Annotated in this window: 18 protein-coding genes and 1 pseudogene; 9 read left to right on the forward strand and 10 right to left on the reverse strand. The window is 72.8% G+C overall.

Going from position 1 to position 25,334, the window contains the following annotated elements; translation table 11 throughout:
• Window positions 1-6: 6 nt before the first annotated feature.
• A complete protein-coding gene (locus HNR68_RS12695; RefSeq protein WP_179720702.1) occupies window positions 7-1,311 on the reverse strand; it encodes an MFS transporter in 1,305 nt (434 codons plus the stop codon).
• 271 nt (window positions 1,312-1,582) lie between these two features.
• Here HNR68_RS12695 and HNR68_RS12700 point away from each other — a divergent pair, with 271 nt between their 5' ends.
• Window positions 1,583-2,494, forward strand: coding sequence for a LysR substrate-binding domain-containing protein (locus HNR68_RS12700; RefSeq protein ID WP_179720704.1), 912 nt, complete (start codon window positions 1,583-1,585; stop codon window positions 2,492-2,494).
• A gap of 184 nt (window positions 2,495-2,678) precedes the next feature.
• Complete coding sequence (locus tag HNR68_RS12705; RefSeq protein WP_179720706.1) at window positions 2,679-4,001, forward strand: MFS transporter; 1,323 nt, start codon at window positions 2,679-2,681, stop codon at window positions 3,999-4,001.
• Window positions 4,002-4,065: 64 nt separating this feature from the next.
• On the opposite strand, the gene HNR68_RS12710 is transcribed toward HNR68_RS12705, so the two are convergent.
• Entirely contained in the window at window positions 4,066-5,592 is a 1,527-nt protein-coding gene (locus tag HNR68_RS12710) for a UxaA family hydrolase (protein ID WP_218888285.1), read from the reverse strand.
• Window positions 5,593-5,881: 289 nt separating this feature from the next.
• Entirely contained in the window at window positions 5,882-7,213 is a 1,332-nt protein-coding gene (locus HNR68_RS12715) for a GntP family permease (protein ID WP_179720709.1), read from the reverse strand.
• A 379-nt stretch (window positions 7,214-7,592) separates the two neighbouring features.
• Here HNR68_RS12715 and HNR68_RS12720 point away from each other — a divergent pair, with 379 nt between their 5' ends.
• Genes HNR68_RS12720 through HNR68_RS12730 form a run of 3 tightly spaced genes read left to right on the forward strand, consistent with a single transcriptional unit; the run spans window position 7,593 to window position 10,338 of the window.
• Window positions 7,593-8,804, forward strand: coding sequence for a CaiB/BaiF CoA transferase family protein (locus HNR68_RS12720; RefSeq protein WP_179720711.1), 1,212 nt, complete (start codon window positions 7,593-7,595; stop codon window positions 8,802-8,804).
• A gap of 4 nt (window positions 8,805-8,808) precedes the next feature.
• Entirely contained in the window at window positions 8,809-9,702 is an 894-nt protein-coding gene (locus HNR68_RS12725) for a hydroxymethylglutaryl-CoA lyase (RefSeq protein WP_343050104.1), read from the forward strand.
• Between the two features lie 3 nt (window positions 9,703-9,705).
• Window positions 9,706-10,338, forward strand: a complete 633-nt coding sequence (locus HNR68_RS12730) for an IclR family transcriptional regulator (RefSeq protein ID WP_179720715.1) — start codon at window positions 9,706-9,708, stop codon at window positions 10,336-10,338.
• 21 nt (window positions 10,339-10,359) lie between these two features.
• On the opposite strand, the gene HNR68_RS12735 is transcribed toward HNR68_RS12730, so the two are convergent.
• Window positions 10,360-11,175: an acyl-CoA thioesterase domain-containing protein gene (locus tag HNR68_RS12735; RefSeq protein WP_179720717.1), complete on the reverse strand. Its 816-nt coding sequence runs from the start codon at window positions 11,173-11,175 to the stop codon at window positions 10,360-10,362.
• A 206-nt stretch (window positions 11,176-11,381) separates the two neighbouring features.
• On the opposite strand from HNR68_RS12735, the gene HNR68_RS12740 reads away from it, so the two are divergent.
• A complete protein-coding gene (locus HNR68_RS12740) occupies window positions 11,382-13,880 on the forward strand; it encodes a M14 family zinc carboxypeptidase (RefSeq protein ID WP_179720719.1) in 2,499 nt (832 codons plus the stop codon).
• On the opposite strand, the gene HNR68_RS12745 is transcribed toward HNR68_RS12740, so the two are convergent.
• From HNR68_RS12745 to HNR68_RS12755, 3 genes are all read right to left on the reverse strand, one after another.
• The gene (locus HNR68_RS12745) at window positions 13,881-14,369 is read right to left on the reverse strand and encodes a SixA phosphatase family protein (protein WP_179720721.1); all 489 of its coding nucleotides are present in this window, start codon (window positions 14,367-14,369) and stop codon (window positions 13,881-13,883) included.
• Between the two features lie 99 nt (window positions 14,370-14,468).
• Window positions 14,469-14,996 carry a GNAT family N-acetyltransferase gene (locus tag HNR68_RS12750; RefSeq protein ID WP_343050108.1) on the reverse strand — a complete coding sequence of 176 codons (528 nt, stop codon included), beginning with the start codon at window positions 14,994-14,996 and terminating at the stop codon, window positions 14,469-14,471.
• Window positions 14,990-15,472 (reverse strand): GNAT family N-acetyltransferase, encoded by a 483-nt coding sequence (locus HNR68_RS12755; RefSeq protein WP_179720723.1) that lies wholly within the window; start codon window positions 15,470-15,472, stop codon window positions 14,990-14,992. The genes HNR68_RS12750 and HNR68_RS12755 overlap by 7 nt, the downstream gene beginning before the upstream one ends.
• 132 nt (window positions 15,473-15,604) lie before the next feature.
• On the opposite strand from HNR68_RS12755, the pseudogene HNR68_RS12760 reads away from it, so the two are divergent.
• Window positions 15,605-16,363, forward strand: a pseudogene (locus HNR68_RS12760) (SDR family NAD(P)-dependent oxidoreductase); the annotation flags it as partial.
• Between the two features lie 112 nt (window positions 16,364-16,475).
• Here HNR68_RS12760 and HNR68_RS12765 read toward each other — a convergent pair.
• Window positions 16,476-17,876, reverse strand: a complete 1,401-nt coding sequence (locus HNR68_RS12765) for an Nramp family divalent metal transporter (RefSeq protein WP_179720726.1) — start codon at window positions 17,874-17,876, stop codon at window positions 16,476-16,478.
• A 227-nt stretch (window positions 17,877-18,103) separates the two neighbouring features.
• Here HNR68_RS12765 and HNR68_RS12770 point away from each other — a divergent pair, with 227 nt between their 5' ends.
• Window positions 18,104-20,464 carry a xanthine dehydrogenase family protein molybdopterin-binding subunit gene (locus HNR68_RS12770; RefSeq protein WP_179720727.1) on the forward strand — a complete coding sequence of 787 codons (2,361 nt, stop codon included), beginning with the start codon at window positions 18,104-18,106 and terminating at the stop codon, window positions 20,462-20,464.
• Window positions 20,465-20,598: 134 nt separating this feature from the next.
• Here the strand turns inward: HNR68_RS12770 and HNR68_RS12775 are convergent, their stop codons facing one another.
• Window positions 20,599-21,129: a CGNR zinc finger domain-containing protein gene (locus tag HNR68_RS12775; protein ID WP_179720729.1), complete on the reverse strand. Its 531-nt coding sequence runs from the start codon at window positions 21,127-21,129 to the stop codon at window positions 20,599-20,601.
• 78 nt (window positions 21,130-21,207) lie between these two features.
• Here HNR68_RS12775 and HNR68_RS12780 point away from each other — a divergent pair, with 78 nt between their 5' ends.
• A complete protein-coding gene (locus HNR68_RS12780; protein ID WP_179720731.1) occupies window positions 21,208-22,032 on the forward strand; it encodes an alpha/beta fold hydrolase in 825 nt (274 codons plus the stop codon).
• 234 nt (window positions 22,033-22,266) lie between these two features.
• On the opposite strand, the gene HNR68_RS12785 is transcribed toward HNR68_RS12780, so the two are convergent.
• Window positions 22,267-25,233: a GH116 family glycosyl hydrolase gene (locus HNR68_RS12785; protein ID WP_179720733.1), complete on the reverse strand. Its 2,967-nt coding sequence runs from the start codon at window positions 25,231-25,233 to the stop codon at window positions 22,267-22,269.
• Window positions 25,234-25,334: the final 101 nt, after the last annotated feature.

The raw sequence follows: 25,334 nt of genomic DNA on the forward strand, positions 1-25,334 counted from the left end.
CACCCATCACTCGTCACCGGCCGTCACACCGGAGGTTGCGGTTCGCGGAGAACCCGCGGCCGCGGCGCGCGCGGCGCGGGACAGCAGCGCTCGAACGCCGAGCAGCGACATCAGCACGGTGGTCACCGCCCAGCCGATCACCGGCAGGATCGAGCCCGACGCGGTCAGCAGGAGCTGGCCGATCATCGGCGTGGTGCCACCGATCAGCGTCCCGGCCAGGCCGTAGGACAGCGAGATCGCGGTGTAGCGCACGCGGGCCGGGAACGCGTCGGCCAGCACGCCGGCGAGGACCGAGTAGAACATCACGTGCGGCAGGGTCGCGGTCACCATGCCCGCCACCGACCACGCGAAGCTGCCGGTGCTGATGAGCAGGAACATCAACGGCATCAACGGCAGCTCGGCGACCAGCAGCGCGGTGACGACCTTGCGCACGCCGAACCTGCTGGCCAGCACCGCGCCGAAGGGCTGCAGGAAGAACTGGGTGATGCTGGCGATGAGCACCACGGTCATGAACGCCTCGCGCTCGAAGCCGAGCTCGTTGGTCGCCCACGACACCGCGAAGGTGTTCTTGAAGTACGCCGCGGAGAACACGATCGCGCTGGCGAACACGCCGAGCACCACCAAGCCGGTGTGGTGGCGGAAGGTCTCCAGCAGCGGGAACTTCGAGACCTGCCCGGTCTGCTTGAGTTCGGTCAGCTGCGGCGACTCCGCGATGCTGAGCCGGATCACCAGGCCCAGCACCACCAGCACCGCCGAGGCCAGGAACGGCAGGCGCCAGCCCCAGCTGTAGAAGTCGTCGTCGGGCAGCTGCGAGACGAGGGCGAAGGCCAGCGCGGAGAGGATCTGGCCGGACGGCGAGCCCTGCTGCGCCCAGGAACCGGACAGCACGCTGCGGCCGCGGGGCGCGTGCTCGGTGGCGATGAGCACCGCACCACCCCACTCGCCGCCGACCGCCAGGCCCTGCACCACGCGCAGCAGGACCAGCAGGACGGGCGCGGTGATGCCGATGGCGGCGTAGGTGGGCAGCAGGCCGATGCCGACCGTGGTGAAGCCCATGAGCAGCAGCGTGATGATGAGGGCCCTCTTGCGGCCCACCCGGTCGCCGAGGTGCCCGAAGACGATGCCGCCCAGCGGGCGGGCCAGGAAGCCGACCCAGAACGTCGCGAACGACACCAGCACGCCCATCGCGGGTGTGACCAGGGGGAAGAACAGCTTGCCGAACACCAGTGCGGAGGCGGTGCCGTAGATGTAGAAGTCGTACCACTCGATGCTGGTGCCGACGAACGAGGCGATCCCCGCTCTGCGGCTCATCCTCTGCTGCTCGGAACGACGTCTCATCGCGCTGGCTCCGTCTCCTCCGAGGGCGGGCGCCTGCCCGTGCGGCACGGCGAAACCCCTTGGCACACCGAGGGATTCGCCAACGCGACGGATGTCTCCGCGACGCCGCACCGCGATCCCGGTGCCTCGAAGCTAGGTCGGCGGATGTGTTACGTCCAACACCAAATTCGGCTAGGTTTGATTCGCCCGCGCGACACAATGCGCGTTCACCTGGGCGAAGCGGCTCGCGGTCGGGGAGGTCGGTGTGGAACTGCGCCACTTGCGGGCGTTCGTCGCCGTCGCCGAAGAGCTCAACTTCCGGCGCGCCGCGGTCCGGTTGCACATGTCCCAGCCCCCGCTGTCCCAGCAGATCAAGCGGTTGGAGCACGAGGTCGGGGTGCCGCTGCTGCGGCGCACCACCCGCCGCGTCTCGCTCACCGCGGCGGGGGAGGCGTTCCTGCGGGAGGCGCGCAAGACGCTGGAGGCGGCCGACGCCGCGCCGCGGCTGGCCCGGCAGGCCGCGGCCGGGGAGATCGGGGTGGTGCGGCTGGGGTTCAGCGGGCAGACCTCGTACCAGGTGATGCTGCTGATCGTGCGCACGTTCCGACAGCGCTACCCCGACGTGCGCCTGGAGATCGTCAGCCCGCTCTTCGGCGGCGAGCTGGTGGAGCGCATCCACCAGCAGGAGGTCGACGCGGGCCTGCTGCGGCTGCCGGTGCCGACCGAGGGCCTGTGCGTGCGGGAGCTGGAGCAGCACCCGCTGGCGGTGGCCCTGCCGGAGCGGCACCGCCTGGCCGGCCGGCGCAGCGTCGGGGTGGGCGAGCTGCGCAGCGAGCCGATGGTCAGCTACCCGACCAACCGGGGTTCGGTGGTCAACCAGCTGGTGCAGGCGGCGTGCCTGCGGCACGGCTTCAGCCCGCACTTCGTGCAGGAGGCGCCGGACACCCACACCATCCTGTCCCTGGTGGGCGCGGGCACCGGGATCGGCTTGGTGCCGACGACCGCGGGGCACCTCAAGGTGCCGGGCGTGGTGCTGGTCCCGCTGCACGACGCGCCACCGGTGCCGCTGGCGCTGGCGTGGCGCGACGACGACCCGAACCCGGCGCTGGCCGGGTTGGTCGGGCTGCTGGACGAGGTCGTCGCCCAGCTCCGCCCGTCGGCCGCCGACCGGTCGTGAACGTCGCCATCCGCAGTCCACTGTGGAGGTTGAAGTGGATTTTCCCGGAGGGACGGGGGGAAATCTCGATGTGTGGCGCACCTTACTCGCTCCCGGCGTAACCCTGCGGCGGCGCACCACGACAAGCCCGGTGGACAGCCGGTCGACGCTGACCGGTCCGCACATCTGAACAGGGAGGTTCTTGGTGCCTGCCGACCGACCGGAGCGTCGGGCATGGTGGATCTGGGGCGCGGCGGTGGTCGCCTACCTCGCCGCGGTGTTTCACAGAGGCAGCTTGGGGGTCGCCGGGACGCAGGCGCTGGACCGCTTCGACGTCGGTCCGGCCGCGCTCAGCGCGTTCACGGTCTTGCAGGTCGGCATCTACGCCGGGATGCAGGTTCCCACCGGATTGCTGGTGGACCGCTTCGGTCCCCGCCGGGTGATCACCGTCGCGGTGGTGCTCCTGGGGGCCGGGCAAGTGCTCTTCGCCGTCGCCGGCTCGTACCCGGCGGGCCTGGTGGCCCGCGCGGTGCTGGGCCTGGGTGACGCGCTGATGTGGGTGAGCATCCTGCGGCTGGTGGCGTCGCACTTCTCCGCCCGCCACTACGCGCTGGTGGCGACGGTGTCCAGCGCGCTGGGGGCGCTGGGTGGTGTCGCGGCCACCTTCCCGCTCGCGATGGCCCTGCAGAACCTGGGGTGGACCGCGACGTTCCTGCTGGTGGGCGCGCTGACGCTGGGGTACGCGGCGGTGACCGGCACGGTCGTGCGCGACGCGGCCCCGGGCGGGGCGCAGCCGCGGCGCAGTGGCGCGGTGCTGGAGCAGGTGCGCACGGCGTGGGCGGTGCCGGGCACCCGGCTGGCGTTCTGGACGCACTTCTGCACGATGTTCGCCTCCGGTGCGCTGACGCTGCTGTGGGGCTTCCCGTACCTGGTGCACGGGCTCGGCGTGCCCGCGCCGACGGCGAGCGTGCTGCTCAGCCTGCTCATCATCGGCCAGGTCGTCGGCGGTCCCGTGGTGGGCGCGCTGATCGGCCGGCGCCCGGAGTGGCGGATGTGGCTCGTGGTGGGCTACCTGGGGGTCAACGCGGTGTCCTGGGGGGTCCTGCTGGCGTGGCCGCAGGGGCGGCCGCCGGTGGCGGTGGTCGCGGCGGCGTTCCTGGTCTTCGCCCTGGGCGGCCCGGTGTCGTCGGTGGCCTTCGCCCTGGTCCGGGACTACAACCCGGTCCAGCACGTCGGCACCGCGACCGGGGTCGCCAACGCCGGCGGCCACTCCGCGACGGCGCTGGGGGTGCTGTGCGTGGGGCTGGTGCTCGACCTCGCGGAGGGCATGCCGGGCGGCTCGGAGTACCGGGTCGCGATGCTGGCCCTGGTGGCCCTGCTGCTGTTCGGCGCGTCCCGCACGGTGGTGTGGTGGCGTCGCGCCCGTGCCGAGGTCTTCGCGGCGCAGGCCCGCGGCGAAGGCGTTCCGGTGCTCCTCACCCGCCACCGGTGGGACCTCGGGGCCCGGCGCCAGTCCGTGGCGGCCTGACCCGACCGCCGGGGGCACCTGCTGCTCCGACGTCCACGCAGCAGGTGCCCCGGCGGATCCGGGGTCAGAGCACTGTGGACAGGTGCCAGGGGACGAACTCCTCCTCGCCGTAGCCGAGCTCCTCGCTCTTGGTCTGCTCGCCCGAGGCCACGCGCAGGATGTGCTCGAAGATCTGCTGGCCCATCTCGGCCACCGTCATCTCGCCGTCGGCGATGACCCCGCAGTTGATGTCCATGTCGTCGGGCATCCGCTCGTAGAGCGGGGTGTTGGTGGCCAGCTTGACGCTCGGCGCGGGCTTGCAGCCGAACGCCGACCCCCGACCGGTGGTGAAGCACAGCAGCTGCGCGCCACCGGCGATCAACCCGGTCGCGTTGACCGGGTCGTAGCCGGGCGTGTCCATGAACATCAGGCCGCGCTTGGTGATCGGCTCGGCGTACTGCAGGACGTCGACCAGGTTGGTGGTGCCGCCCTTGGCCGCCGCGCCCAGCGACTTCTCCAGGATCGTGGTCAGCCCGCCCGCCTTGTTGCCGGGGGAGGGGTTGTTGTTGATCGAGCTGCCGTCGGCCTGGACGTGCTTCTCCCACCAGGCGATCCGGTCCACCAGCTTCTCGCCGACCTCGCGGCTGACCGCGCGCCGGGTGAGCAGGTGCTCGGCGCCGTAGATCTCGGTGGTCTCGCCGAACACCGCCGTGCCGCCGTGCCGGATCAGCAGGTCCGCCGCCGCGCCCAGCGCCGGGTTCGCGGTGATGCCGGAGTAGGCGTCCGACCCGCCGCACTCCATGGCCAGCACGAGCTTGTCCGCGGAGACCGTCTCGCGCTGGTGCGCGTTGGCGATCGGCAGCATCTCCTCGATGCGTCGCACGCCCTCGGCCACCGTCTTCTTGGTGCCGCCGAGCTCCTGGATGGTCATCGCGTGCACGGGCATGCCCGGCGGCAGCTGCAGGTCCTCGGTGAGGCTCTTGACCTGGTTGACCTCGCAGCCCAGGCCGATCACCAGCAGCCCGGCGATGTTCGGGTGCCCGGCGTAGCCGCGCAGCGCGCGGCGCAGCACCTCGAAGCCCTCGTTGCCGCGCCCGCTGTGGCCGCAGCCCAGGGTGTGCGTCAGCGGGCAGATGCCGTCGACGTTCGGGTAGTCGTCCAGGACGCCGGAGGCCTCGACGCGGCGGGCGATCATCTTCGCCGCGGTCGCCGAGCAGTTCACCGACGTCAGCACCGCGAGGTAGTTGCGGGTGCCGACCCGGCCGTCGGAGCGCACGAAGCCCTGGAAGGTGGCGCGCTCCTCCTCCGGCACGTACTCGGTGGGCACCACGTCGGCGCCGAAGGCGTGCTCCCGGTGGAACTCCTGGTACGTCACGTTGTGCGTGTGCACGTGCTCGCCCGCGGCGATGGGGCGCGAGGCGAAACCGATGATCTGCCCGTACTTGCGGATCGGTGCGCCCTGCTCGATGTCCACAGTGGCCAGTTTGTGGCCGCGCGGGACCTCGTCGGGCACGCGCACCCCGGAGTAGGTGCCCGGCGCCACGTCGGTCCGGGCGATGAGGACCGAGTCATCGGCGTGCAGGCGGAATCCCAACTCATCCAGCGACGGCAACCGGACCACCCTCACTTCACGGTGATGAAAACGTTTCTCATTGGTGAACCTCGATGCTAGACAGCCGAACGGCGGATGTCACGACGAACCGCACCCCGGATCGGGGTCGGCGCTCCCGCGTGGAGGCGGCGGGGCACCCGCCCGTCGGGGGAGCCGACCGCTCGCGCCGCCGCGCCGGAGGTCACCCCCGCGCCGGCAGGTGCTCGGCGCGCTCCGGGCGCACGCGACTGCTGGTGGTGCAGGTGGCGCGCACGGAGCAGCGCGCCGGTCAGCCTGGGGGCAGCGGCGCTCAGAACAGGAACGCCATGAGCTGGATCGGGACCATGGCGATGACCGAGGCCGTCGAGACCGTGAGCGTCACCGACTTCAACGCGCCCCGGATCGTCTGCGGCAGCAGGGTCTGCAGCAGCCAGAACGTGTTGCTGGTGGCGTGGATGACGAACAGCGAGCCCGCGCCCGCCGCCAGCGCGACGAACACCGGGTCGATGCCCAGCATCGGCATCACCGGGCCGAGGACGCCGGCCGCGGTGATCGAGGCGAGCACCACCGAGCCGACCGCGATGTGCAGCACCGCGGCCACCGCCCACACCAGCAGCAGCGGGAGCAGCGTGCTGGTGGTGAAGTAGTCCTTGAGCAGCCCGCCGAGCCCGACGTCCTTGACCGTCTGCGCCAGCGACCCGCCGACACCGGTGAGGATGAGGATCTGGCCGCTCTCGTGGAACCCGCGCTTGAACGCCGCCTCGGTGTCCTCCTTCGGCAGCTTCCAGCGGGCGATGACCAGCGCGCCGACCAGGCCGATGAGCAGCGCGATCACCGGGTCGCCGAGGAAGTCCACCACCGGCGAGCTCAGGCCCAGCATCTCGGCGATCGCCCCGGACGCGATGAGCAGCAGTGCCAGCAGCAGCGGGGACAGCGACAGCCACAGCGACGGGTACCGGCGCTCCTCACCCGCCTCGACCTCGGCGACGGGCAGCTCCTCGGTCTCGTCCAGCTCCGGGTTCCACAGGCCCCGCTTGGCCAGCGCGGTGAACAGCGCCAGCGTGGTGACGATGGTGAACACCGCGGTGATGGCGCCGAAGACGAACATCTTCCCGAACGGCAGGTCCAGCACCCCGGCCAGCGCGACCGCGCCCACGCCGGGCACCACGAACACCAGGCCCACCTCGATGCCCAGCGCCATGGCCGCGCACATCCGCGCCGCGCCGTGCGGGCCGATCTGCCGGGACAACCGGCTGGCCAGCGGCGCGGTGATCACCAGCAGCACGTCGGCGAAGATCGACTGCAGCACGGTGCCGATCGTGGAGCCGAAGGCGTAGGGCAGCGTCTTGGGGCCGAAGAGCCGCACCAGGCGGTCCACCAGCTTCTCGATCGCGCCCAGCGAGGCCATGAGCGAGCCCAGCAGCACGCCGAAGGCGATGAGCAGGCCGACTTCGGTCATCAGGTCGCCGAAACCGGTGGTGATGGACTTGATGGTCTGCTCCGGGCCCAGGCCCGACACCAGTCCCAGGTAGAGCGCGCCGAGCACGAGCGCGATCGCCGGGCTGATCTTGGCCCGGAGGATGAGCACCACGACGCCGATGATGGTGATCGCGGTGTTGGCGAAGACAACGATGTCCGACATACGAGCGTCCGATTCGTCGGGGCCGGCGCGCGGCCGGCTCCAGTTCTGCCGCGGACAGGGCTCGTGCCACCGGGATCGAGTTGTGCTCGCCCGGCGGGGACGGAGACGGACCGGCACAGCATACACAGCGCCCGGACGCGCTCGGGCCGTCGTCGCTGGGTGGCGGTGCGTGACCGCGCCGGTCCGCCGAGTAGTCGCCCCGCGGGAGCCGTGCGGCGGAGTCTTGTGCGGGCGGGGCCGGGCGGTTAGGTTCGCGGGGCCAGATTTGGGAGATGCTTCCCAAACTTTGGGAAACGGGCTCGCGGAGGCGGACACCTCGTGGCCCACGGGCGCCCACATCGCCCTCCACCCACCGCGCACGACAACAGGAGAGGACCCGATGACGTCCACGGGACACGGCCCGCTCACCGGCGTCCGGGTCGTCGAGCTGGGCAACTTCATCGCCGCGCCGACCGCCGGCCGGATCCTGGCCGAGTTCGGCGCCGACGTGATCAAGGTCGAACGCCCCCGCACCGGCGACGAGTTGCGCAGCTGGCGGCTGCACGGCGGTGACGTCTCGCTGCTGTTCCGAGCCATGGCGCGCAACAAGCGCTCCATCACCCTGGACCTGCGCGCCGAGCGCGGGCAGGACATCGCGCGGCGGCTCATCGCCGGTGCCGACGTCGTCCTGGAGAACTTCCGGACCGGCACCCTCGAGAAGTGGGGCCTGGGCCCGGACGACATCCGCGCGGTCAACCCCGGGGCGGTGCTGGTGCGGATCTCCGGCTTCGGCCAGACCGGCCCGTACCGGGAACGCCCGGGCTTCGGCGGTGTCGCCGAAGCGTTCGGCGGGGTGCGGCACCTCACCGGCTACCCGGGCCTGCCGCCGGTGCGCACCGGGGTCAGCCTGGCCGACTCGGTGGCCGGCCTCTACGCCGTCATCGGTGCGCTCATGGGCCTGCTCCGGCGCCGCCAGGGAGAGCGGGGCGAGACCGTCGACGTCGCGCTCTACGAGGCGATCTACTCGCTCATGGAGTCCTCGGTCCCCGACTACGACGCCTTCGGCGTGACCCGCGAACCCACCGGGCCCACCATCCCCGGTGTCGTCCCGTCCAGCACCTACCAGTGCGCGGACGGCAAGTACGTCGTGGTGGGCGGCAACAACAACGCGATCTTCGGCCGGCTCATGCGGCTCATCGGCCGCCCGGACCTGGCCGAGGACCCGCAGCTGCAGACCAACGTCGGCCGCGTCGAGCGCGCCGAGGAGATCGACGCGGCGATCAGCGCCTGGACCGCGACGGCCGACAGCCCGCGGATCCTGGAACTGCTCGCCGACGCGTCCGTCCCCAGTGGACCCATCTACGACGTGCGCGACATCGTGGCCGACCCGCACTACGCGGCGCGCGGCATGCACGAGCGCCACCCGGTGCGCATCGAGCAGGACGAGGTCCGCGAGGTGCTGTTCCCCGGCATCGTGCCCAAGCTCGTCGAGGAACCGGGCCGCACCCGGTGGCTCGGCCCCGAGCTGGGCGAGCACACCGACGCGGTGCTCGACGAACTGGGCGTCCCGCCCGAGGAAGTGGCCGAACTGCGGGCCGAGGGAGTGATCTGATTTGGTGCTCATCACCGAGGTGTCGCTGCGCGACGGCCTGCAGATCGAACCGGTGGTGGTGCCCACCGCCGACAAGGTGCGGTTCGGCGAGATGCTGGTCGACGCCGGGTTCCGCCACCTGGAGGTCGGTTCGTTCGTCAACCCGGAGCGGGTGCCGACGATGGCCGACACCGCCGAGGTCGTCGCCGGGCTCGCCGGCCGGTCCGCGACGCTGCACACGCTGGTGCTCAACGAGCGCGGTGCGCACCGCGCGGTCGAGGCCGGGGCCACGCACGCGCGGCTGGTGATGTCGGCCAGCGAGGGGCACAGCAGGTCCAACTCCGGGGTCAGCACGGAGGAGGCGATGCAGCGGCTGGCCCGCGCGGCCGAGGTCCTGCACGACGCGGGCATCCGCACCGAGGGCTGCATCGCCACGGCGTTCGTCTGCCCCTTCGACGGGGACACGCCGGTCGAGCGGGTGGTGCGGGTCGCCCGGCACTACGAGCGCATCGGGGTCGACGTGCTGCACCTGGCCGACACCATCGGCGCCGCGTCGCCCAGTGACATCACCCGGGCGGTCACCGCGGTGCGCGACGTGTTCCCGGTCGAGCGGATCGGGCTGCACCTGCACAGCACCTACGGCATGGCCGACGCCAACGCCTGGGAGGCCTACCGACTCGGCGTGCGTCGCTTCGACGCCGCGCTCGGGGGCCTCGGCGGCTGCCCGTTCGCGCCCGGCGCCACCGGCAACATCGCCGCCGACGACCTGATCCACCTCTTCCACCGCGAGGGCGTCGACACCGGCATCGACGTGTCGAAGGTCGGCGAGCTGCGCGAGCACCTCGCCGGGCTGGTCGGGCACCCGCTGCCGTCGGCGCTGGCGAAGGTGCCTGCGGTGCCGGCCGAGGTGCGGCGCTAGCCGATGGCCGAACCGTTCACCACGGGAGTCGGGGTGCTGGACCGCTCGGTGGCGATCCTGGACTGCGTCGAGAGCACCCCGATGGGCGCCACGGAACTGGCCAGGACGCTGGGGCTGACCGTGTCCACCACGCACCGCCTGGCCAGCGCGCTGGTCGCGCACGGCCTGCTGCGGCGGGACAGCGCGGGCTGCCTCCACCTCGGCCCCCGGTTCGCGACCTCGGAACTGGCCGAGACCGCGCGACCGGTCCTGGCCGAGCTGTGCGCGACCGCGGGGGAGTCCGTGCAGCTGTGGGTGCGCCGCGCCGACCACCGCCGCTGCGTGGTGAGCTTCGAGTCGGCGGCGGAACTGCGCGCCAGCCAACCCGTGGGCAGCCTGCTGCCGCTGCCCCTCGGGTCCGCGGCGCGGGTGCTGCTCGGCGAGGAGGACCCGGACGGGCACGGGTGGATCGAGAGCGTGGCCGAGCGCGCCCCCGGCGTCGGGTCGGTCAGCGCCCCGGTCCGGCTGCACGGTGACACCGTCGCGGCGGTGTGCCTGTCGGCGCCGGTGCAGCGCCTCGAACCCAGTCCGGGCCGCCGGTTCGGCGCCGAGGTGGTCGCCGCGGCGGCCCGCATCGAGGCCGCGCTGGCGGACTGACCACGCCGGAGCGCGGTCCGGTCAGGGCTTCCCGGCCGCCGGGTTCGCCACCGCCGTCAGCGTGCAGAACCCGATCGGGCCCTCGACGTCGTGGAACGTGCAGCTGCCCGCCGCCACGCCGTCCTGGCTGACCTGTCCGGTCGCCTCGATGCCGATGTCCGCGCTCCGCGGCAGCCGGCTGAGGGTGAGCGTGTAGTCGGCGTTGATGAACTCCAGCACGCCGTCCTGGCCGAAGTTCACCAGCGGGCTGGCGAAGTCGCCGGCGATCGCGACCCGCACGAACGGCGACATCGACTCGCCCGCCACCAGGTCGCACCGATCCCGCACCCAGGCGCGGCGCGGCCCCTCCGCCTGCCAGTCCTCGGTGGGCTTGCCGGAGGCGTCCAGCATCCACACGTCGAACGGTGGGGGCCAGTCCCCGGTCTGGCTGCGGGGAGCGTCGAGCTGGTCCGGCGTCGGCGCGTCCCACGCGGACGTCGCCGGTACCGCGCCGCTGGGCTGCTCGCCGCGGCGCAGCAGCACCGCGCTCCCGCGCGCCACCGGCTGGTCGCCGGCGAACACCGTGGCGTCGGCGACCCGGATGCGGCGGCCGTCGCGGACGCGTCGGGTCTCCACCCGCACCGGGGCGAGCTTGGCGTGGCGGAACAGGTCGACGGTCAACCGGCTGAACTGCAGGTCCGGATCACCGTGCTCGCGCTCCAGCGCGCGGGCCAGCAGACCGCCGAACAGCCGCCCGTGCATCATGTCCGGCGCCCACGGGCTGTTCGCGTGCGGAGCCGGGACGAGGTGGTCCCCGTCCGGGGTGAAGAACGGTCCGGCAGCGGTCGCGTCGACCATCGATCCTCCTCTGCGACGTCCAGGACGGGTGGAACCCTACGGCACGGAACCGTTCCGGAAGTGCGACCCGAGATCGAGCGCACGTTCCCCTCGTCGGGGTGAGCGACAGGTCCCGTTGGCTCGTTCGGTCCGGACGGCGCTTGCGGCCGCGGTGACGGCGTGATCGACTCGATCGTCGATCACTGTCCGGAGCGAGGGGTGGTCCCATGGCGACGTTCTCCGGTCCCGGCCGCGCGCAGTGGCGGGCCGCCGCAGCCGCGCTGGCCCTGTCGCTGCCGCTGCTGGCGGTGCCACCGGCGGCCGCAGCACCTCCCTGCGACCCGTTCACCGAGCCCACCGTGGACGAGTCGGTCCCGACGGCGCGCGACGTGCTGGGCGTGGACCTCGGCGAGCGGGAGGTCACCACCGAGGAGTCCGACACCTACCTGCGGGCGCTCGCCGACGCGAGCCCGAAGGTCGTCGACGACGTGCTCGCCACGTCGGTGGAGGGGCGGCCGCTGCGCTACGCGGTGGTCGGCCAGGAGCGGTGGGTGCGACCGGGGGCGCTGCGCGAGATCGGCAGGCAGCTCAACCGGCTGCGCGACCCGCGCACCCCGGAACCGGTGGCGCAGCGGATCGTCCGCGAGACGCCCGCCGTGCTGTGGGTGGCGGGGAACGTGCACGGAGACGAGGAGAGCGGCACGGACGCGGCGCTGCGCGTGCTGTACGAGCTGGCCGCCCGCACCGACTGCACCGCGCGGACCGTCCTCGACCACGCCGTCGTCGTGGTGCTGCCGACGCAGAACCCCGACGGGCGCGAGGCCGACACCCGCCGCAACGCCAACGGGTTCGACATGAACCGCGACTGGTTCGCCCGCACCCAGCCCGAGACCGAGGGCAAGCTCGAGGCACTGCGCGCGTTGCCGCCGCAGGTGTTCGTCGACGCCCACGAGATGGGCAGCCCGGACTACTTCTTCCCGCCCAACGCCGACCCGGTCTACCACGACATCGGGGAGACCCCGCTGGACTGGGTGTACGACCTGTACGGCCCGGCGATGCAGCAGGCGTTCGAGCGCTTCGGCATCCCGTACTTCAACGGCGAGTCCTACGACCTGATGTACGTCGGCTACGGCGACACCGTGCCGCTGACCGGGTTCGGGGCGGCCGGGATGACCTTCGAGAAGAACTCGGCGGACCCCCTGCCGGAGCGGGTCGGCGAGCAGTACACCGCGATCTGGGCGACGCTCGTGGCGGCCGGGGCGCAGGACGAGCGGCTGCTCGCGGCGTGGCGCGGCGAGCACGTGGAGGCGCAGCGGCAGGGCGCGGCCGGAGAGCTGGAGCCGAACCAGCTCTACTGGAACGACGGGGAGATCACCAACCCGGTGCCCGACATCCGCGTCAAGCACTACTTCCTGCGCACCGACGACCCGGCGAAGGCCGAGGAGGTGCAGCGCCTGGCGCGGCGGCTGCAGCGGATGGACGTCGAGGTCTACCGGCTGACCGCGCCCCTGGAGGTCCCGGACTACACCGAGTACGGACGCGCCGAGCGGTCGACGACGCTGCCCGCCGGGACGCTGTGGGTCCCGATGGCGCAGGGGCAGAAGCACTGGGTGCAGGCGATGCTCCACGAGGACAGCTACGTGCCGTTCCCGTACTTCTACGACGTGACGGCCTGGAGCGGACCGCTGCTGGAGAACGTCAGCGGCGGGCGCTCGGGCGCCGACCTGCGGCCGCGCGCGATGCCGCTGCCGGAGCAACCGGAACCGGCCGCGCGCCCGGTGGCCGACGCACCGCGCACGGCGGTCTGGCAGATCTCCGACGACGGCGCGTCCACCGAGTCGGCGGGCTGGCTGCGCTGGTGGCTGGACGACCGGCGGCTGGCGGCCGACGACGTCACCGCCGAGGGGATCGCCGGCGGTGCGCTCGCGGACCACGACGTGCTGGTCGTCCCGAACGGGTCGGACCAGGAGGCCTTCGACGCGCTCGGCGAGCGGGGCCGGGCAGCGCTGACCGAGTGGGTGCGCGGCGGCGGGACGCTGATCGCGCTGCGGGACGCCTCCCGGCTGGCGGTGCGGCTCGGCCTCACGTCGGCGACCTACGTCGAGCCGACCTCGGACGTCCCCGGCGCGCTCGTCCGCGTCCAGCTCGACCCGGACAGCCCGCTGGCCGAGGGCGTGGGCCCGACCGCGTGGGCGATGTACGAGTACGAGGCGGTGTGGACGGCCCCGGCGGAGTCGACGGCCGCGCGCTTCCCCGCTGAGGGCGATCCGGACTGGTACGTCTCCGGCTTCGCCTCCGGCGCCGAGCAGCTGCACGGCCGGACCGCGGTCGTGGACGAGGCCTTCGGCGCCGGCCGGGTGGTGCTGTTCGGCTTCGACCCGAACTACCGCGCCTTCACCAACGGCACGGCGAAGGTGCTGTTCAACGCCATCACCGGGCCCCGGCCGGAAGACGCGCCACAGGCGGTGGCCGACGTCGCCCGAGCCCACCCCACCGCCGCGACGCCCGGACGGATGGTGCTGTCGGTGCGGCCCGCCGTCGCCGACCAGGTCCAGCGGTGGCTGGCCGAGCGGGGCGCGACCGCCGACGTGACGCGGAGCCCGGACGTGGTGCGGTTCAGGGTCGACCTCGGCGGGGTGAGCGCCGACGAGCACCCGTGGGCGCGGAAGCTGGCCGACCAGGTCGCCGGTCTCGGCCGGGACGTGGTGGCGATCAGCCTGCCGTAGTCACCCGCGCGGGGTGGCGAGGTCCAGCGTGGTGGCGGAGTCCTCGCCGACCTCGGCCCACGGCACGTCGACCCCGAGCACGGCGACCGCCGCGGTCTTGAGCTCGGCGGGCTGCCCGGTGAGGAGGTCGACCAGGTCCTCCAGGCCCGGGTTGTGCCCGACGACCGCGGCGGTCATCACCGCCGGCGGGATCTCGTGGACGACCGCCAGCAGCGCACGGGCGGAGGCGGCGTAGACCCGGTCGTCGTGCTTGACGTTCGGCTCGGCCGGGACCTCGGGGGCGGCCAGCTGCCAGGTGCGGCGGGTGCGCACGGCGGGGGAGCACAGCACCAGCTCGATCGCCGCGGCGTGCTCGCGCAGCCAGCGGCCGACCTCGGGTGCGTCGCGGCGTCCCCGTGCGCTCAGCGGGCGGTCGATGTCGTCGACGTCGTCCGGCCGGGCCGCCTTCGCGTGCCGGACCAGCACCAACTTCCGCCGCGCGTTGACCATGCCGTGCTCCACCCGCTCGCCGATGCCGCCCCTCCACCGTAGACGGCGTGCCGGGCCGGTGCCCGATCTCGGCGTGTCCTGTCTGGAGTGGACGGTGCGTCAGGTGCGGTGGAGGGTCCGGCGCCAGACGACCTCGCCGTCGTGGCTGTCCGCGGTCGGTTCCAGGCCGGCGGCCGCGGCGACGGCGGCCGAGGCGTGGTGGTCCGGGTGGATGTGCGCGAGGACGCCGCGCACCGGGACCTGGCGCAACCAGTCGACCAGGGCGCGGGCGGCCTCCGTCGCGATGCCGCGCCGCTGCCACGCGGTTCCCACCGTCCAAGCGATCAGCGCGGCGGGGCCCGGGTGTCCGGGCGTGATCGTCGCCTGCACCGCACCGACGAGCCGGTCCTCGGCGCGCAGCCGGACCACCCAGTTGCACCAGGAGGTCGCGGGGTCCGGTGGGCCCGCCAGCACCCGCTCGTAGCGGGCGCGCAGTTCCGGTGCGGTGAGCGGGGCACCACCGATGAACGCGTAGAGCTCGGGGGAGCCGAGCACCTCGGACATCTCGTCGGCGTGCTCGGTGCGCAGGGGTTCCAGGTCGAGCCGGTCGGTCCGGACCGGCCGCGCCACGACCCGCCCGGTCAGCACAGGACCTTCTCGAACCAGTGGTCGGCGTACGGCCCGTCGTTGTGGGCCGGGACCTCCCGGTACCCGTGCTCGGCGTAGAGGGCGCGCGCCTCCACGAGGTCGTCCCGGGTGTCCAGGCGGATCGCCCGGTTTCCCAGCAGGCGCGCGTGCCGCTCGGCCTCGGCCAGCAGCCGGGCGCCCACCCCGCGCCCGCGGACCCGCGGCACGACGTACATCCGCTTGAGCTCCCCGAGACCCGGCTCCAGCTCGCGGACTCCGACGCACCCCACCGGGGTGGTACCGTCAGCGGCCACCAGGAACACCCCGGTCGGCGGGCGCAACCCGACGTCGGGGTCCTCGGCCATCGCCGCGTCCACCTCGGCGTCGGTCGCCGGGCGTCCGTAGTACCGGCTCGCCACCTCGCCGGTGTACTCGCGGAGCAGCCGCGCGGCGGTCGGTCCCGCTACGTCGGTGGGTTCGATGCGCCATTCGCTCACGCCCCCATCCTCGCCCGCCTGTCCACCGGATATAGGACGGGCCTACGGATCCGTTCACGAACCGGACTTTGACCGGTTCCGCGCGACGTGCCTTGAATGAGCCGAACCTACCGGTGTGGAGAGGATCAGCGCATGCGTCTGGAAGGCATTTCGGCGGCGGTCACCGGCGGCGCGTCCGGTCTGGGCTTGGCGACGGCGCGGGAGTTGGTCGCGGCGGGGGCGACGGTCACCATCATCGACCTGCCCACCTCGAAGGGGGCCGAGGTCGCCGAGGAGCTCGGCGACGCCGCCCGGTTCGCCGCCGCCGACATCACCGACGTGGACCAGTTCGCGGCCGCGCTGGACACCGCCGACGAGGCCGGACCGCTGCGCGCGGTGGTGCACTGCGCGGGCCGCGGCGCCCGCATCCGCGTGGTGGAGAAGGACGGCGAACCCGGTGCGCTGGAACCCTTCGAAGACGTCATCCAGCTGAACCTGATCGGCTCCTACAACGCGCTGCGGCTCGGGGCCGCCCGCATGGCCAAGCACGACACCGTCGACGACGAGCGCGGGGCGATCGTCATGACCGCCTCGGTGGCTGCGTTCGAGGGCCAGATCGGCCAGATCGCCTACACCGCCTCGAAGGCGGGCATCGTCGGCATGACGCTGTGCGCGGCGCGCGACCTGGCGAGCAAGGCGATCCGGGTGAACACCATCGCCCCGGGGATCATGGACACCCCGCTGCTGGGCCTGCTCCGCGAGGACGTCCGCAAGGCCCTGGAGGACTCCGTGCCCAACCCCAAGCGCCTCGGCGACCCCGCCGAGTTCGGGGCGCTGGCCCGCCACCTCATCGAGAACCGCTACCTCAACGGCGAGACCGTCCGCCTCGACGGCGCCATCCGCATGGCCCCCGCTGACGGAGCCCCGCTCCGGAGACCAGGTGCGGGGCACCACCCGCCGACCCGGTTGGTGGGAGGTGCCCCGCACGCCGTTCCGCCGTGGGAGCCCGGCGCTCCGGAGAGGCTCAGTCGAAGGAGATGCCGAAGACGTTGAGCAGGCTGTAGACGCCCAGCAAGCTGATCGCGATGCTGCTGATCACCAGCAGCGTGTTGAAGGCGGTCGAGCCGTGCAGGCGCCGGTCGACCTGGGTGTTGCGCAGGTACCAGGTCGCCACCACCACCGCCGGCAGGAAGATGCCGGTCATGATGCCGCCGATCTGCACCATGACCACCGGGGAGTTGATGAACAGGTAGGCCGAACCCCACAGGATCGGCAGCGCCACGGTGAACCCGCGGACCCACTTCTGCCGGGACCGCGCGTCCGACCAGTCCAGCGCGCCCAGGGTGGCCAGCACGTTGACGTACATCCGGGACCAGCTGGGGATCGAGGCCCACAACGTCGAGCCGAGCACCGCGATCGCGCCGACGAGGAAGCCGACCGCAGCCCACTCGCCGATCACGTCGGTGTACATCTGCGACAGGGTGGTGATCATCTCGTTGCCCTCGAGCACCAGGCCCTGCGGGTGGAGCACCGCCGCACCCATCACGAAGAACGCCAGCGTGCTGACGGTGTAGATCACCCACGACAGGAAGACGTCCTTGTACATCACGCGGATCCAGCCCTGCGCCCGCCGGTGCCAGTCCTCGCTGCCGTCGTTCGGCCCCACCCAGCGGGCGTAGCCCTTCTCCACGCACCAGTAGGTGTAGAAGGTGATCTCGTCCGCGCCGACGCCGGTGATGCCGAACATCGCCACCGCGGCGCCGATCGCCCCGGCCGGGATGCTGAAGGTCAGACCGGACAGCAGGTCGTCGCCGCCGTAGCCGAACGGCGTGAACGGCAGCCCGAGGGCGATCACCACGGTGGCCACGGAGAAGACCACCACCAGGACGAACGCGCCCCGCTCGATGAGGCTGTAGCTGTTGGTGTACAGCAGCGCGATGCTGCCCGCGACCACGATGACCGTCCACACCGCCAGCGAGGTGAAGCCGAGCGGATCACCGCCCACCGGGACCAGCATGCTCAGCGCCACCACCGCGCCGCCGACGACCCCGCCGACCTGCAGCAGCTTGGACAGCGCCATGAGCATCCACAGCAGGTTGATCCAGCCGACCCGGCCGATCTTCGGCGGGACCTCGTTGAACCCGGTCAGGGCGGGCTTGCCGGTGATGATCGTCCACCGGGCGAGCTCGGCCTGCACGGCCACCTTGACCGCCGTCGACAGGATCACCATCCACAGCAGCGCGAAGCCGACCTCGGCCCCGAGCGCAGTGGTGGCGATCAGCTCTCCGGAACCGACGATGGAGGCGCTGACGATCAGCCCCGGCCCCAGGTAGCGCAGGCTGGCCTTCCAGCCCCGAGGTGGTTCCTTGACGCCGTCCTCGGTGAGGAGGTAGGGGTCGTCGCTGGTCGTTCTGGGTGCACCCATCGGGCACTCCTCCGTGCAGCAGGAAGTTTCACATCTGTGAAGGCCTTGTAGTGGGCGTGAAAACTACAGATGCGGACGGGGTGGGTCAACGGGGTGAACGGAGGTTCCGTTCCCGCTCTGCCCCGGCCCCCGTCGCGGCTCGGCCGCGGGAGCGCCGTCGCCGAGTTCCTCCCGCCCGGGCACGAACTTCGCTGCTTCGCGACCGCGCGGCGGATAAGGTTCCGCACATGGTGGGTTCATTGCTGGGGACCGAGGTCCAACGGGTCGAGGACCCGGAACTGCTCCGAGGCCGGGGCACCTACGTCGGCAACCTCGACGTCAAGGGCGCCCTGCACCTCGGCTTCGTCCGTTCGCCCGTGGCGCACGCCCGGGTCACCGGGGTCGACGTCGCGGCCGCCGCGGCAGCACCGGGCATCGTCGGTGCGTTCTCCGCGGCCGACCTCGAAGTCCCGATCCCTCCCCCGTTCGTCGAGCTCAACCCGAAGTGCGCGCGTCCGCCGCTGGCCACCGACCGGGTGCGCTTCGTCGGCGAGCCCGTCGCGGTGGTCGTGGGGGAGAGCGCCACGGCGGTGGCCGACGCGCTCGAGCTCGTCGACGTCGACTACGAACCGCTGGACGTGGTCGCGGACCCGGAGCAGGCGCTGGCGCCCGACGCCGAACTGCAGTTCCCGGAGCTGGGGTCGAACATCGCCGGCGGGTTCCGCGACCCGGCCGGTGACGAGGTGCTCGCCGACGCCGAGGTGGTGGTGCGCGCCCGCATCGAGAACCAGCGCGTCGCGGTGGTGCCGCTGGAGGGCAACGCCATCGCGGTGGAGCCGGGCGGCCCGGACCAGGAGCACGACGTCACGGTCCACGTGTCGACGCAGATGCCGCACGGCCTGCGCGACGGGCTGGCCAAGGCCTTCGGCTGGGAACCGCACCGGATCCGGGTGATCTCCCCGCACGTCGGCGGCGGGTTCGGTGGCAAGGCCGGGCTGATCTCCGAGCACGCCGTGGCCGTCGCGGTCGCGCTGCGCCTGGGCCGCCCGGTCCGCTGGGTCGAGACGCGCTCGGAGAACATGCAGGGCATGCCGCACGGCCGCGCGCAGGTGCAGTACGCGGAACTCGGCCTGCGCCGCGACGGCACGATCACCGGGCTGCGCTGCCGCGTGATCGGCGACTGCGGTGCCTACGCGGGGTTCGGTGGTTCGCTCGCGCTGAGCTCGACGCGGATGATGTCGCAGGGCGTCTACCGAATCCCCAAGATCAGCTACGACGGCGTGGCGGTGCTGACCAACACCACGCCGGTCGGCGCGTTCCGCGGCGCCGGGCGACCGGAGGCCGCCGCGATGCTGGAGCGGATGGTGGACCTGGCCGCCGCGGAGCTGGGCGTGGACCCGGCGGCGTTGCGGCGCAAGAACTTCCTCGTCCCGGAGTCCTTCCCGCACAAGACGCTGACCGGCGCCACCTACGACAGCGGTGACTACGCGCTGCCGTACGAGGAGGCGCTCCGGCTGGCCGACTACGACGCGCTGCGCGCCGAGCAGGCCCGTCGCATCGAAGCCGGGGAGAAGGTGCTGCTCGGCATCGGCACGAGCGCCTACGTGGAGATCACCGGTGGCGGTGCGGGCGAGTACGCCGAGGTCGAGGTGCACGAGGCGGGCGCCCGGATCAAGGTGGGCACCTCCGCGCACGGGCAGGGGCACGCCACCTCGTTCGCCATGATCGTCTCCGACACCCTGGGCATCCCGCTGGAGGACATCGAGTTCGTCCAGTCCGACACCGCCGAGGTGCCGCGCGGCAGCGGCACCGGCGGGTCGCGCTCGCTGCAGATCGCCGGCAGCGCGGTGCGGGAAGCCGGCGACCTGGTGCTGCGCAAGGCCAAGGAGCTGGCCGCGGCCCGGCTGGAGGCCTCCGTCGACGACATCGAGCTCACCGACGGCGGGCTCGGCGTGGCCGGCGTGCCCAGCACGGTCATCGCGTGGTCGGAACTGGCTCGCGCGGCGAGCGAGGACGGCGACCGGTTGGCGGCGAACATCGACTTCGCGCCCGGCGGTGCGACCTTCCCGTTCGGCGCGCACGTGTCGGTGGTCGAGGTGGACGTGGAGACCGGTTTCGTCCGGCCGGTGCGGCACATCGCGGTGGACGACTGCGGCCGGATCGTCAACCCGATGCTGGTGCGCGGCCAGCAGCACGGGGGCGCGGCGCAGGGCATCGCGCAGGCGCTGTGGGAGCAGGTCACCTTCGACGCGGAGGGCAACCCGGAGACCGGGACGCTCGCCGACTACACCATCCCGTCGGCGGCGGACCTGCCCTCGTTCGAGGTGACCAACACCGTGACCCCGAGCCCGCTGAACCCGTTGGGCGCCAAGGGGATCGGGGAGTCGGCGACGGTCGGGTCGACCCCCGCGGTGCAGAACGCGGTGATCGACGCGGTCAAGCACCTCGGTGTGCGGCACATCGACATGCCGGCCACGCCGGAGCGGGTCTGGCGGGCGATCCAGGAGGCCGCCTCGGCGACGTGCTGGCAGGAGCCGTCGGCCGCCTTCGCGGACCTCCCGGTCCGCGGCGACTCCGCCCCGGAGGACGCCGAAGAAGCGGTCGTCTGACCGCGGCGGGGCGTCTCCGGCGGAGTCCGGGGACGCCCCCCGCTCGGCGGGCGCGTTCCGGCCCGGCGAGCTCGACTCCCCCTCGCCCGACGGCGGTTCCGCTCGCGCGGGTTCTGCCGGGGAACGTCCTCCCGTCAGGAGTCCCGGCGGCGCGCGCGGTAGGCGCGCATCTTGTGGCGGGCGCCGCAGACGTCCATGCTGCACCACACGCTGTTGCCGCCGGGGGAGCGGTCGTAGTAGAGCCAGCGGCAGTCCTCGGCCTGGCAGACCTTGAGCCGCCCGGCCGTCCCGCTCAGGTCGGCCACCGCGAGCGCCGCCACGAGCTCGCCGACCATCCGCTCCGCCGCGGTGTGCCCGCGGACCGGGACCCCGACGCGGCCGCGCTGCCACTGCGGCACCCCGAGCAGGCGGCGGGCGTGCTCGTTGAGCTCCTCGGAGCCCGTTCCCGCGAGGTGCTCGCGGATCGCCTCCCGTGCCTGGACCAGCTCGCGCCGGGTGCGGTCGTCCAGCTCGTCGGCGACGTCGGGCCAGCCGTGCTCGCGCAACCACGCCCGGGCGTCCGCGAGGTCGGCCAACGCGTCCTCGTCGTGGAGGAACCGGGCGGAATTGCCGAACACCTCCACCGGTCGCAGCTCCTCCGGTGCGGGCGGTCGGTCGTACGCCATGCGCTCAGGTTACCGGCATGGCGGATTCGGTGGTAACGTTACTGGCATCGGATAGAAGGCGGTAACGGAGGTCGGGCGATGGGTGGGGAGCTGCCAGAGCGGTTCGAGTCGGCGCACGGGACGGTCCGCTGGGCCGCCTTCGGGCGGGGGGACCCGGTGGTGCTCATGCACGGCACCCCGTTCTCCTCCTACGTCTGGCGGGACGTCGCCGCGGCGCTGAGCGGTCGGTTCCAGGTGTTCGTCTGGGACATGCCCGGCTACGGGCGGTCGGAGATGCGTGCGGGGCAGGACGTCTCGCTGGCCGCCCAGCAGGAGGTGTTCGCGAGCCTGCTGGAGCACTGGGGGCTGGCGGAGCCCGCCGTGGTCGCCCACGACTTCGGTGGGGCGGTGGCGCTGCGGACCGCGCTGCTCAGCGGGGCGCGCTACGCGCGGCTGGCGCTGGTCGACGCGGTGAGCGTGCGGCCGTGGGGCTCGGAGTTCTTCCGGCTGGTGCACGACAACCCGGATGTCTTCGCCGCGTTGCCGCCGCTGCTGCACGAGGCCCTGGTCCGTCGCTACATCACCACCGCCGCCCACCGGGAACTGCGCGCCGAGGTGCTGGACGCGCTGGTCGCGCCGTGGCTCGGTGACGCCGGCCAACCGGCCTTCTACCGCCAGATCGCCCAGGCCGACGAGCGCTACACCCGCGAGGTCGAGGACCGGTACGCCGAGCTCGACCTCCCGGTGCTCATCGCGTGGGGCGACCAGGACCAGTGGCTCCCACCGGACCGCGCCCGAGCCCTCGCCGACCGCATCCCCCACGCCGACCTGACCTGGATCCCCGACAGCGGCCACCTCGTCCAGGAGGACAACCCCGCCCACCTGACCGCCCTCCTCACCGACTTCCTGACCGCACCCCGCTGACCCCACACCCCAGACAGGACCGCAGCAAGGGGGTCGTGAGTGCGAAAGCCGCCCCCAACCGGCTTTCCCACTCACGACCGGTGGCGCGCTGGGTGACAGCACTCGGGCTCGGGTCTGGTTGCGTGGGTGGGGTCGTGTGGGCGGGGTGGGTCGTGAGTGGTGAGACCGGCTCTGGCCGGTCTTCGCGCTCACGACTGGTGATGTGGCGGGAGCGGTGAGCGGGGGCCGGGGTGGTCAGAGCTCGACGTGGAGGGTCTGGCCTGCGGTGAGGGTGAGGGGTTCGGGGAAGGTGAAGAGCGGTCGTCCGGAGTCCTCGGCGCGCACCGGCACCTCGGTGCCGTCGAGCCACGCGCGCGGTCCGGTGCTGGGGGTGTCGAGGGCGAGAGTGCTCAGGTGCAGGCGGCCGTGGCGGAGTTCGACCGTGCTGGACCGCTCGGCGTCGGTGCGCCGCTGCCGGTAGAGGCCCCAGCCCTCGGCGGTGGTGAAGGCCGCCGCGAAGGCCTCGGGCGTGATCTTCGGGGCGAAGCCCAGGTGCCCGCGCGGGCCGTGGTGCTCGTAGCCCAGCAGGCTCGTGTACACCCCGAAGCTGGCCATGGAGCGCGCGTAGTGGTCGCTGCACTCGATCTCGTTGTACGGGTTGCGGCGCCGCGGGTGGTAGCGGTCGTGCACCGAGCGGGCGATCGCCAGGCCCTCGTCGACCATCCCCTCGGCGATCATGTGCGCGGCCACCTGGTACTCGATGCCGTGCCAGGCCTCGTTGAAGTAGCTCGTCGACCAGTTGTCGCCCACCTCGTCACCGCCGCCCGCCGGCCAGGTGCACATCACCAGCGCCGGGACGTCGGCGTCGTAGAAGATCCGGCCGCCCTCGATCGGGCTGCTCTCCCGGTGCTCCAGCGGGCGCGGCACGAAGTTGTGCCGCCAGATGCTGCGCAGCGCGGCACGGGTCTCGGCCTCTGGCAGGACGCGCGGCAGCCCCAGCTGCAACGCCCAGCTCTGGCCCAGCACCTGGTCGGCGAAGCAACCGCGGTTGGTGTTCACCGACCCCGGGTGCGCGGGATCGACCTCGTGCACGAAGTAGTCGCCGTTGAACAGGTCACGCACCACGACCTCGGCGCCGCGGTCGGCGATCTCCCGGCAGCGCCGCGCGAAGTCGTCGTCGCCCACCTCCGCGGCCATCGCGGCGGCCGCCCGCAGCGCGGCCAGGTACAGCCCGGAGAGCCAGCTGTTGCGGCCGAACCAGGTGGCGTCCTGGGTGTTGGGCTGCGGCCCGTCGAGCACCCCGTCCGGCTCGGCGTCCGAGGCGATCAGGTACTCCACCGCGCGCCGGGTGCGTGGCCAGACCCGCTGCAGCCATCCGGGGTCGGCCGACATCTGGTGCTCGCGGTAGATCCGCAGCACCGTCCCGGCTTGGCCGTCCACCGCCGGGGTGCGGTCGGCCTCGCCGCGCATGCTCAGCTGCCCGGTCGCGGCGTGGAAGCCGATGCCGAGGTCCACCCGCTCCCGGGTGTCGCGCTCCACCTCGGGGAACAGCCGTGCGAGGGCGTGGGCGTAGTGCCAGACGTGCGTGCAGGTGCCCGCGCAGCAGTAGGCGCCCTCCCAGCCGTAGAAGCGCCCGTCGTCGAACCGGTAGCAGGTCGAAGTGGACAGGGTGGTGGTGCCGGTCGCCACCCGTTCCAGCAGCCAGTGCGGCAGCGTCGACTCCTCGTACCAGGTGCGCACCCAGGTCGAGGTCCGCTCCAGCAGGTGCTCGTGCTCGGCGGCGAGGTGCGCCACGACCCCCGTCGCGCTGTCGAACCGGGTCGCGTAGTGGCGGAGCAGTTCGCGACTGCGCTCCAGGAAGGCCAGTCCTTCCCGGTCCGGCACGGGGAAGTACCACGCCAGCACGAACCGGACGGTCCGCTGCTCGCCGGGCCGCAGCGTCACCGCCGCGCGCACCACCCCCGCGGTGCGCTGCGCGATCCCGTCCACCTCGGCGGGCCCGGGGACGGGGTCGAGCACGTCCTCCGGCCGGTCCCACGCGGTTGCGGCGGGGCAGGTGCGGACCTGGTCGGCGCCGAGCACCGCCAGCGCGGCGCTGCCGTGGTCGGGCAGCTCCGGCAGCGGCGGGTGGCTCGGGGCGTGGTCGGTGAGCACCAGCTGGTCGACCCCGATGTGGCCCCACGGCCCGGTCTCCTCGTCGACGATCTCGATGACGGCCTCCCGGCCCTGCCACGGGCCGAGGTACAGGACCTGGTCGGACAGCCGGTCGCTGACCGACCCGGTGGCCGACCCGACGACCTGGCCGTCCACGACGACGTTGAGGCAGCAGGTCCCCGGGTAGTTGCCGCCGCTGATCCGGAACCGGAGGTAGGTGCGCTCGATGCGGAAGGGCGTGCTGCGCAGCGTCCCGGTGGCGCTGTCGCGGGTCCGGGCGTCCGTGCCCGGCGCGCTGGCGTGCGAGTCGACCATCCGCGTGCCGAAGGCGCCCGCCTCGCCCTGGTAGTCGGGGCGGTCGAGGGTGCGCACCGGCCCGGTGCCGAACGCGTTGCCGGTCACCGTCCAGCCGTCGTAGCCGGGACGTTCCCAGTCCTCCAGCACCAGGTCGGGGCGCATCGGGTTCGCCGCGGGGTCGTCGGAGGCGGAGAACCGCACGCCCGTCGCGCCGTCGACGGCGAACGCCTCGGCGCGCAGCCGCAGCGGCCGGGTGTGCCGGCTGCCCACGCACACCGGGTTCTCCAGGAACCCGGCGATCTCGACGTCCACTGTGGACTGAGAAGTGTTGGTCACGGTGTGGTCGAGGAACACCGCGGGGTAGGAGCTGTCGTCGATCGCGGTGGGGACGAACGGCGAGCACGCGCGCAACCGGACCGGCACCTGCGGGTCCGGGTAGTCGACCTCGGCCACCGGCGGGCGTCCGGTGAAGGCGGCGTCCGGGAACCCGCGCGCGTCCAGCCAGCGGGCGGGCCGCCCGCCCACCCGCACCGCGAACCCGTGCGCGAACGGGGAACTCGGGGTGAGCGGGCGGGTGTAGTGCAGGTCGTTGATGGTGGCGGGCGGAGTCCGGTTGTCGACGTCCCAGAGCCACAGCCGGCCGTCCCCGCCCAGGTAGAGCTGGCCGCAGCCGACGCCCCCGATCGGCAGCCCGACGTACCGCAGCTCGTCACCGCTCAGCCGGCGCGGTGCGCCGCGGGCGGACAGGTCCGGTTGCGCTGCTCGGGTCACGGCGCGCTCCTTCGGCACGGAGTGTGCGGAGAAGAACTCGGTGAGTGATCGAGTCTAGGGCGCCGCTGCGGCCGTCGGTCGCGCCTCGCCGTCGTGATCGA

This window comes from Saccharopolyspora hordei (assembly GCF_013410345.1).
GTDB lineage: Bacteria > Actinomycetota > Actinomycetes > Mycobacteriales > Pseudonocardiaceae > Saccharopolyspora > Saccharopolyspora hordei.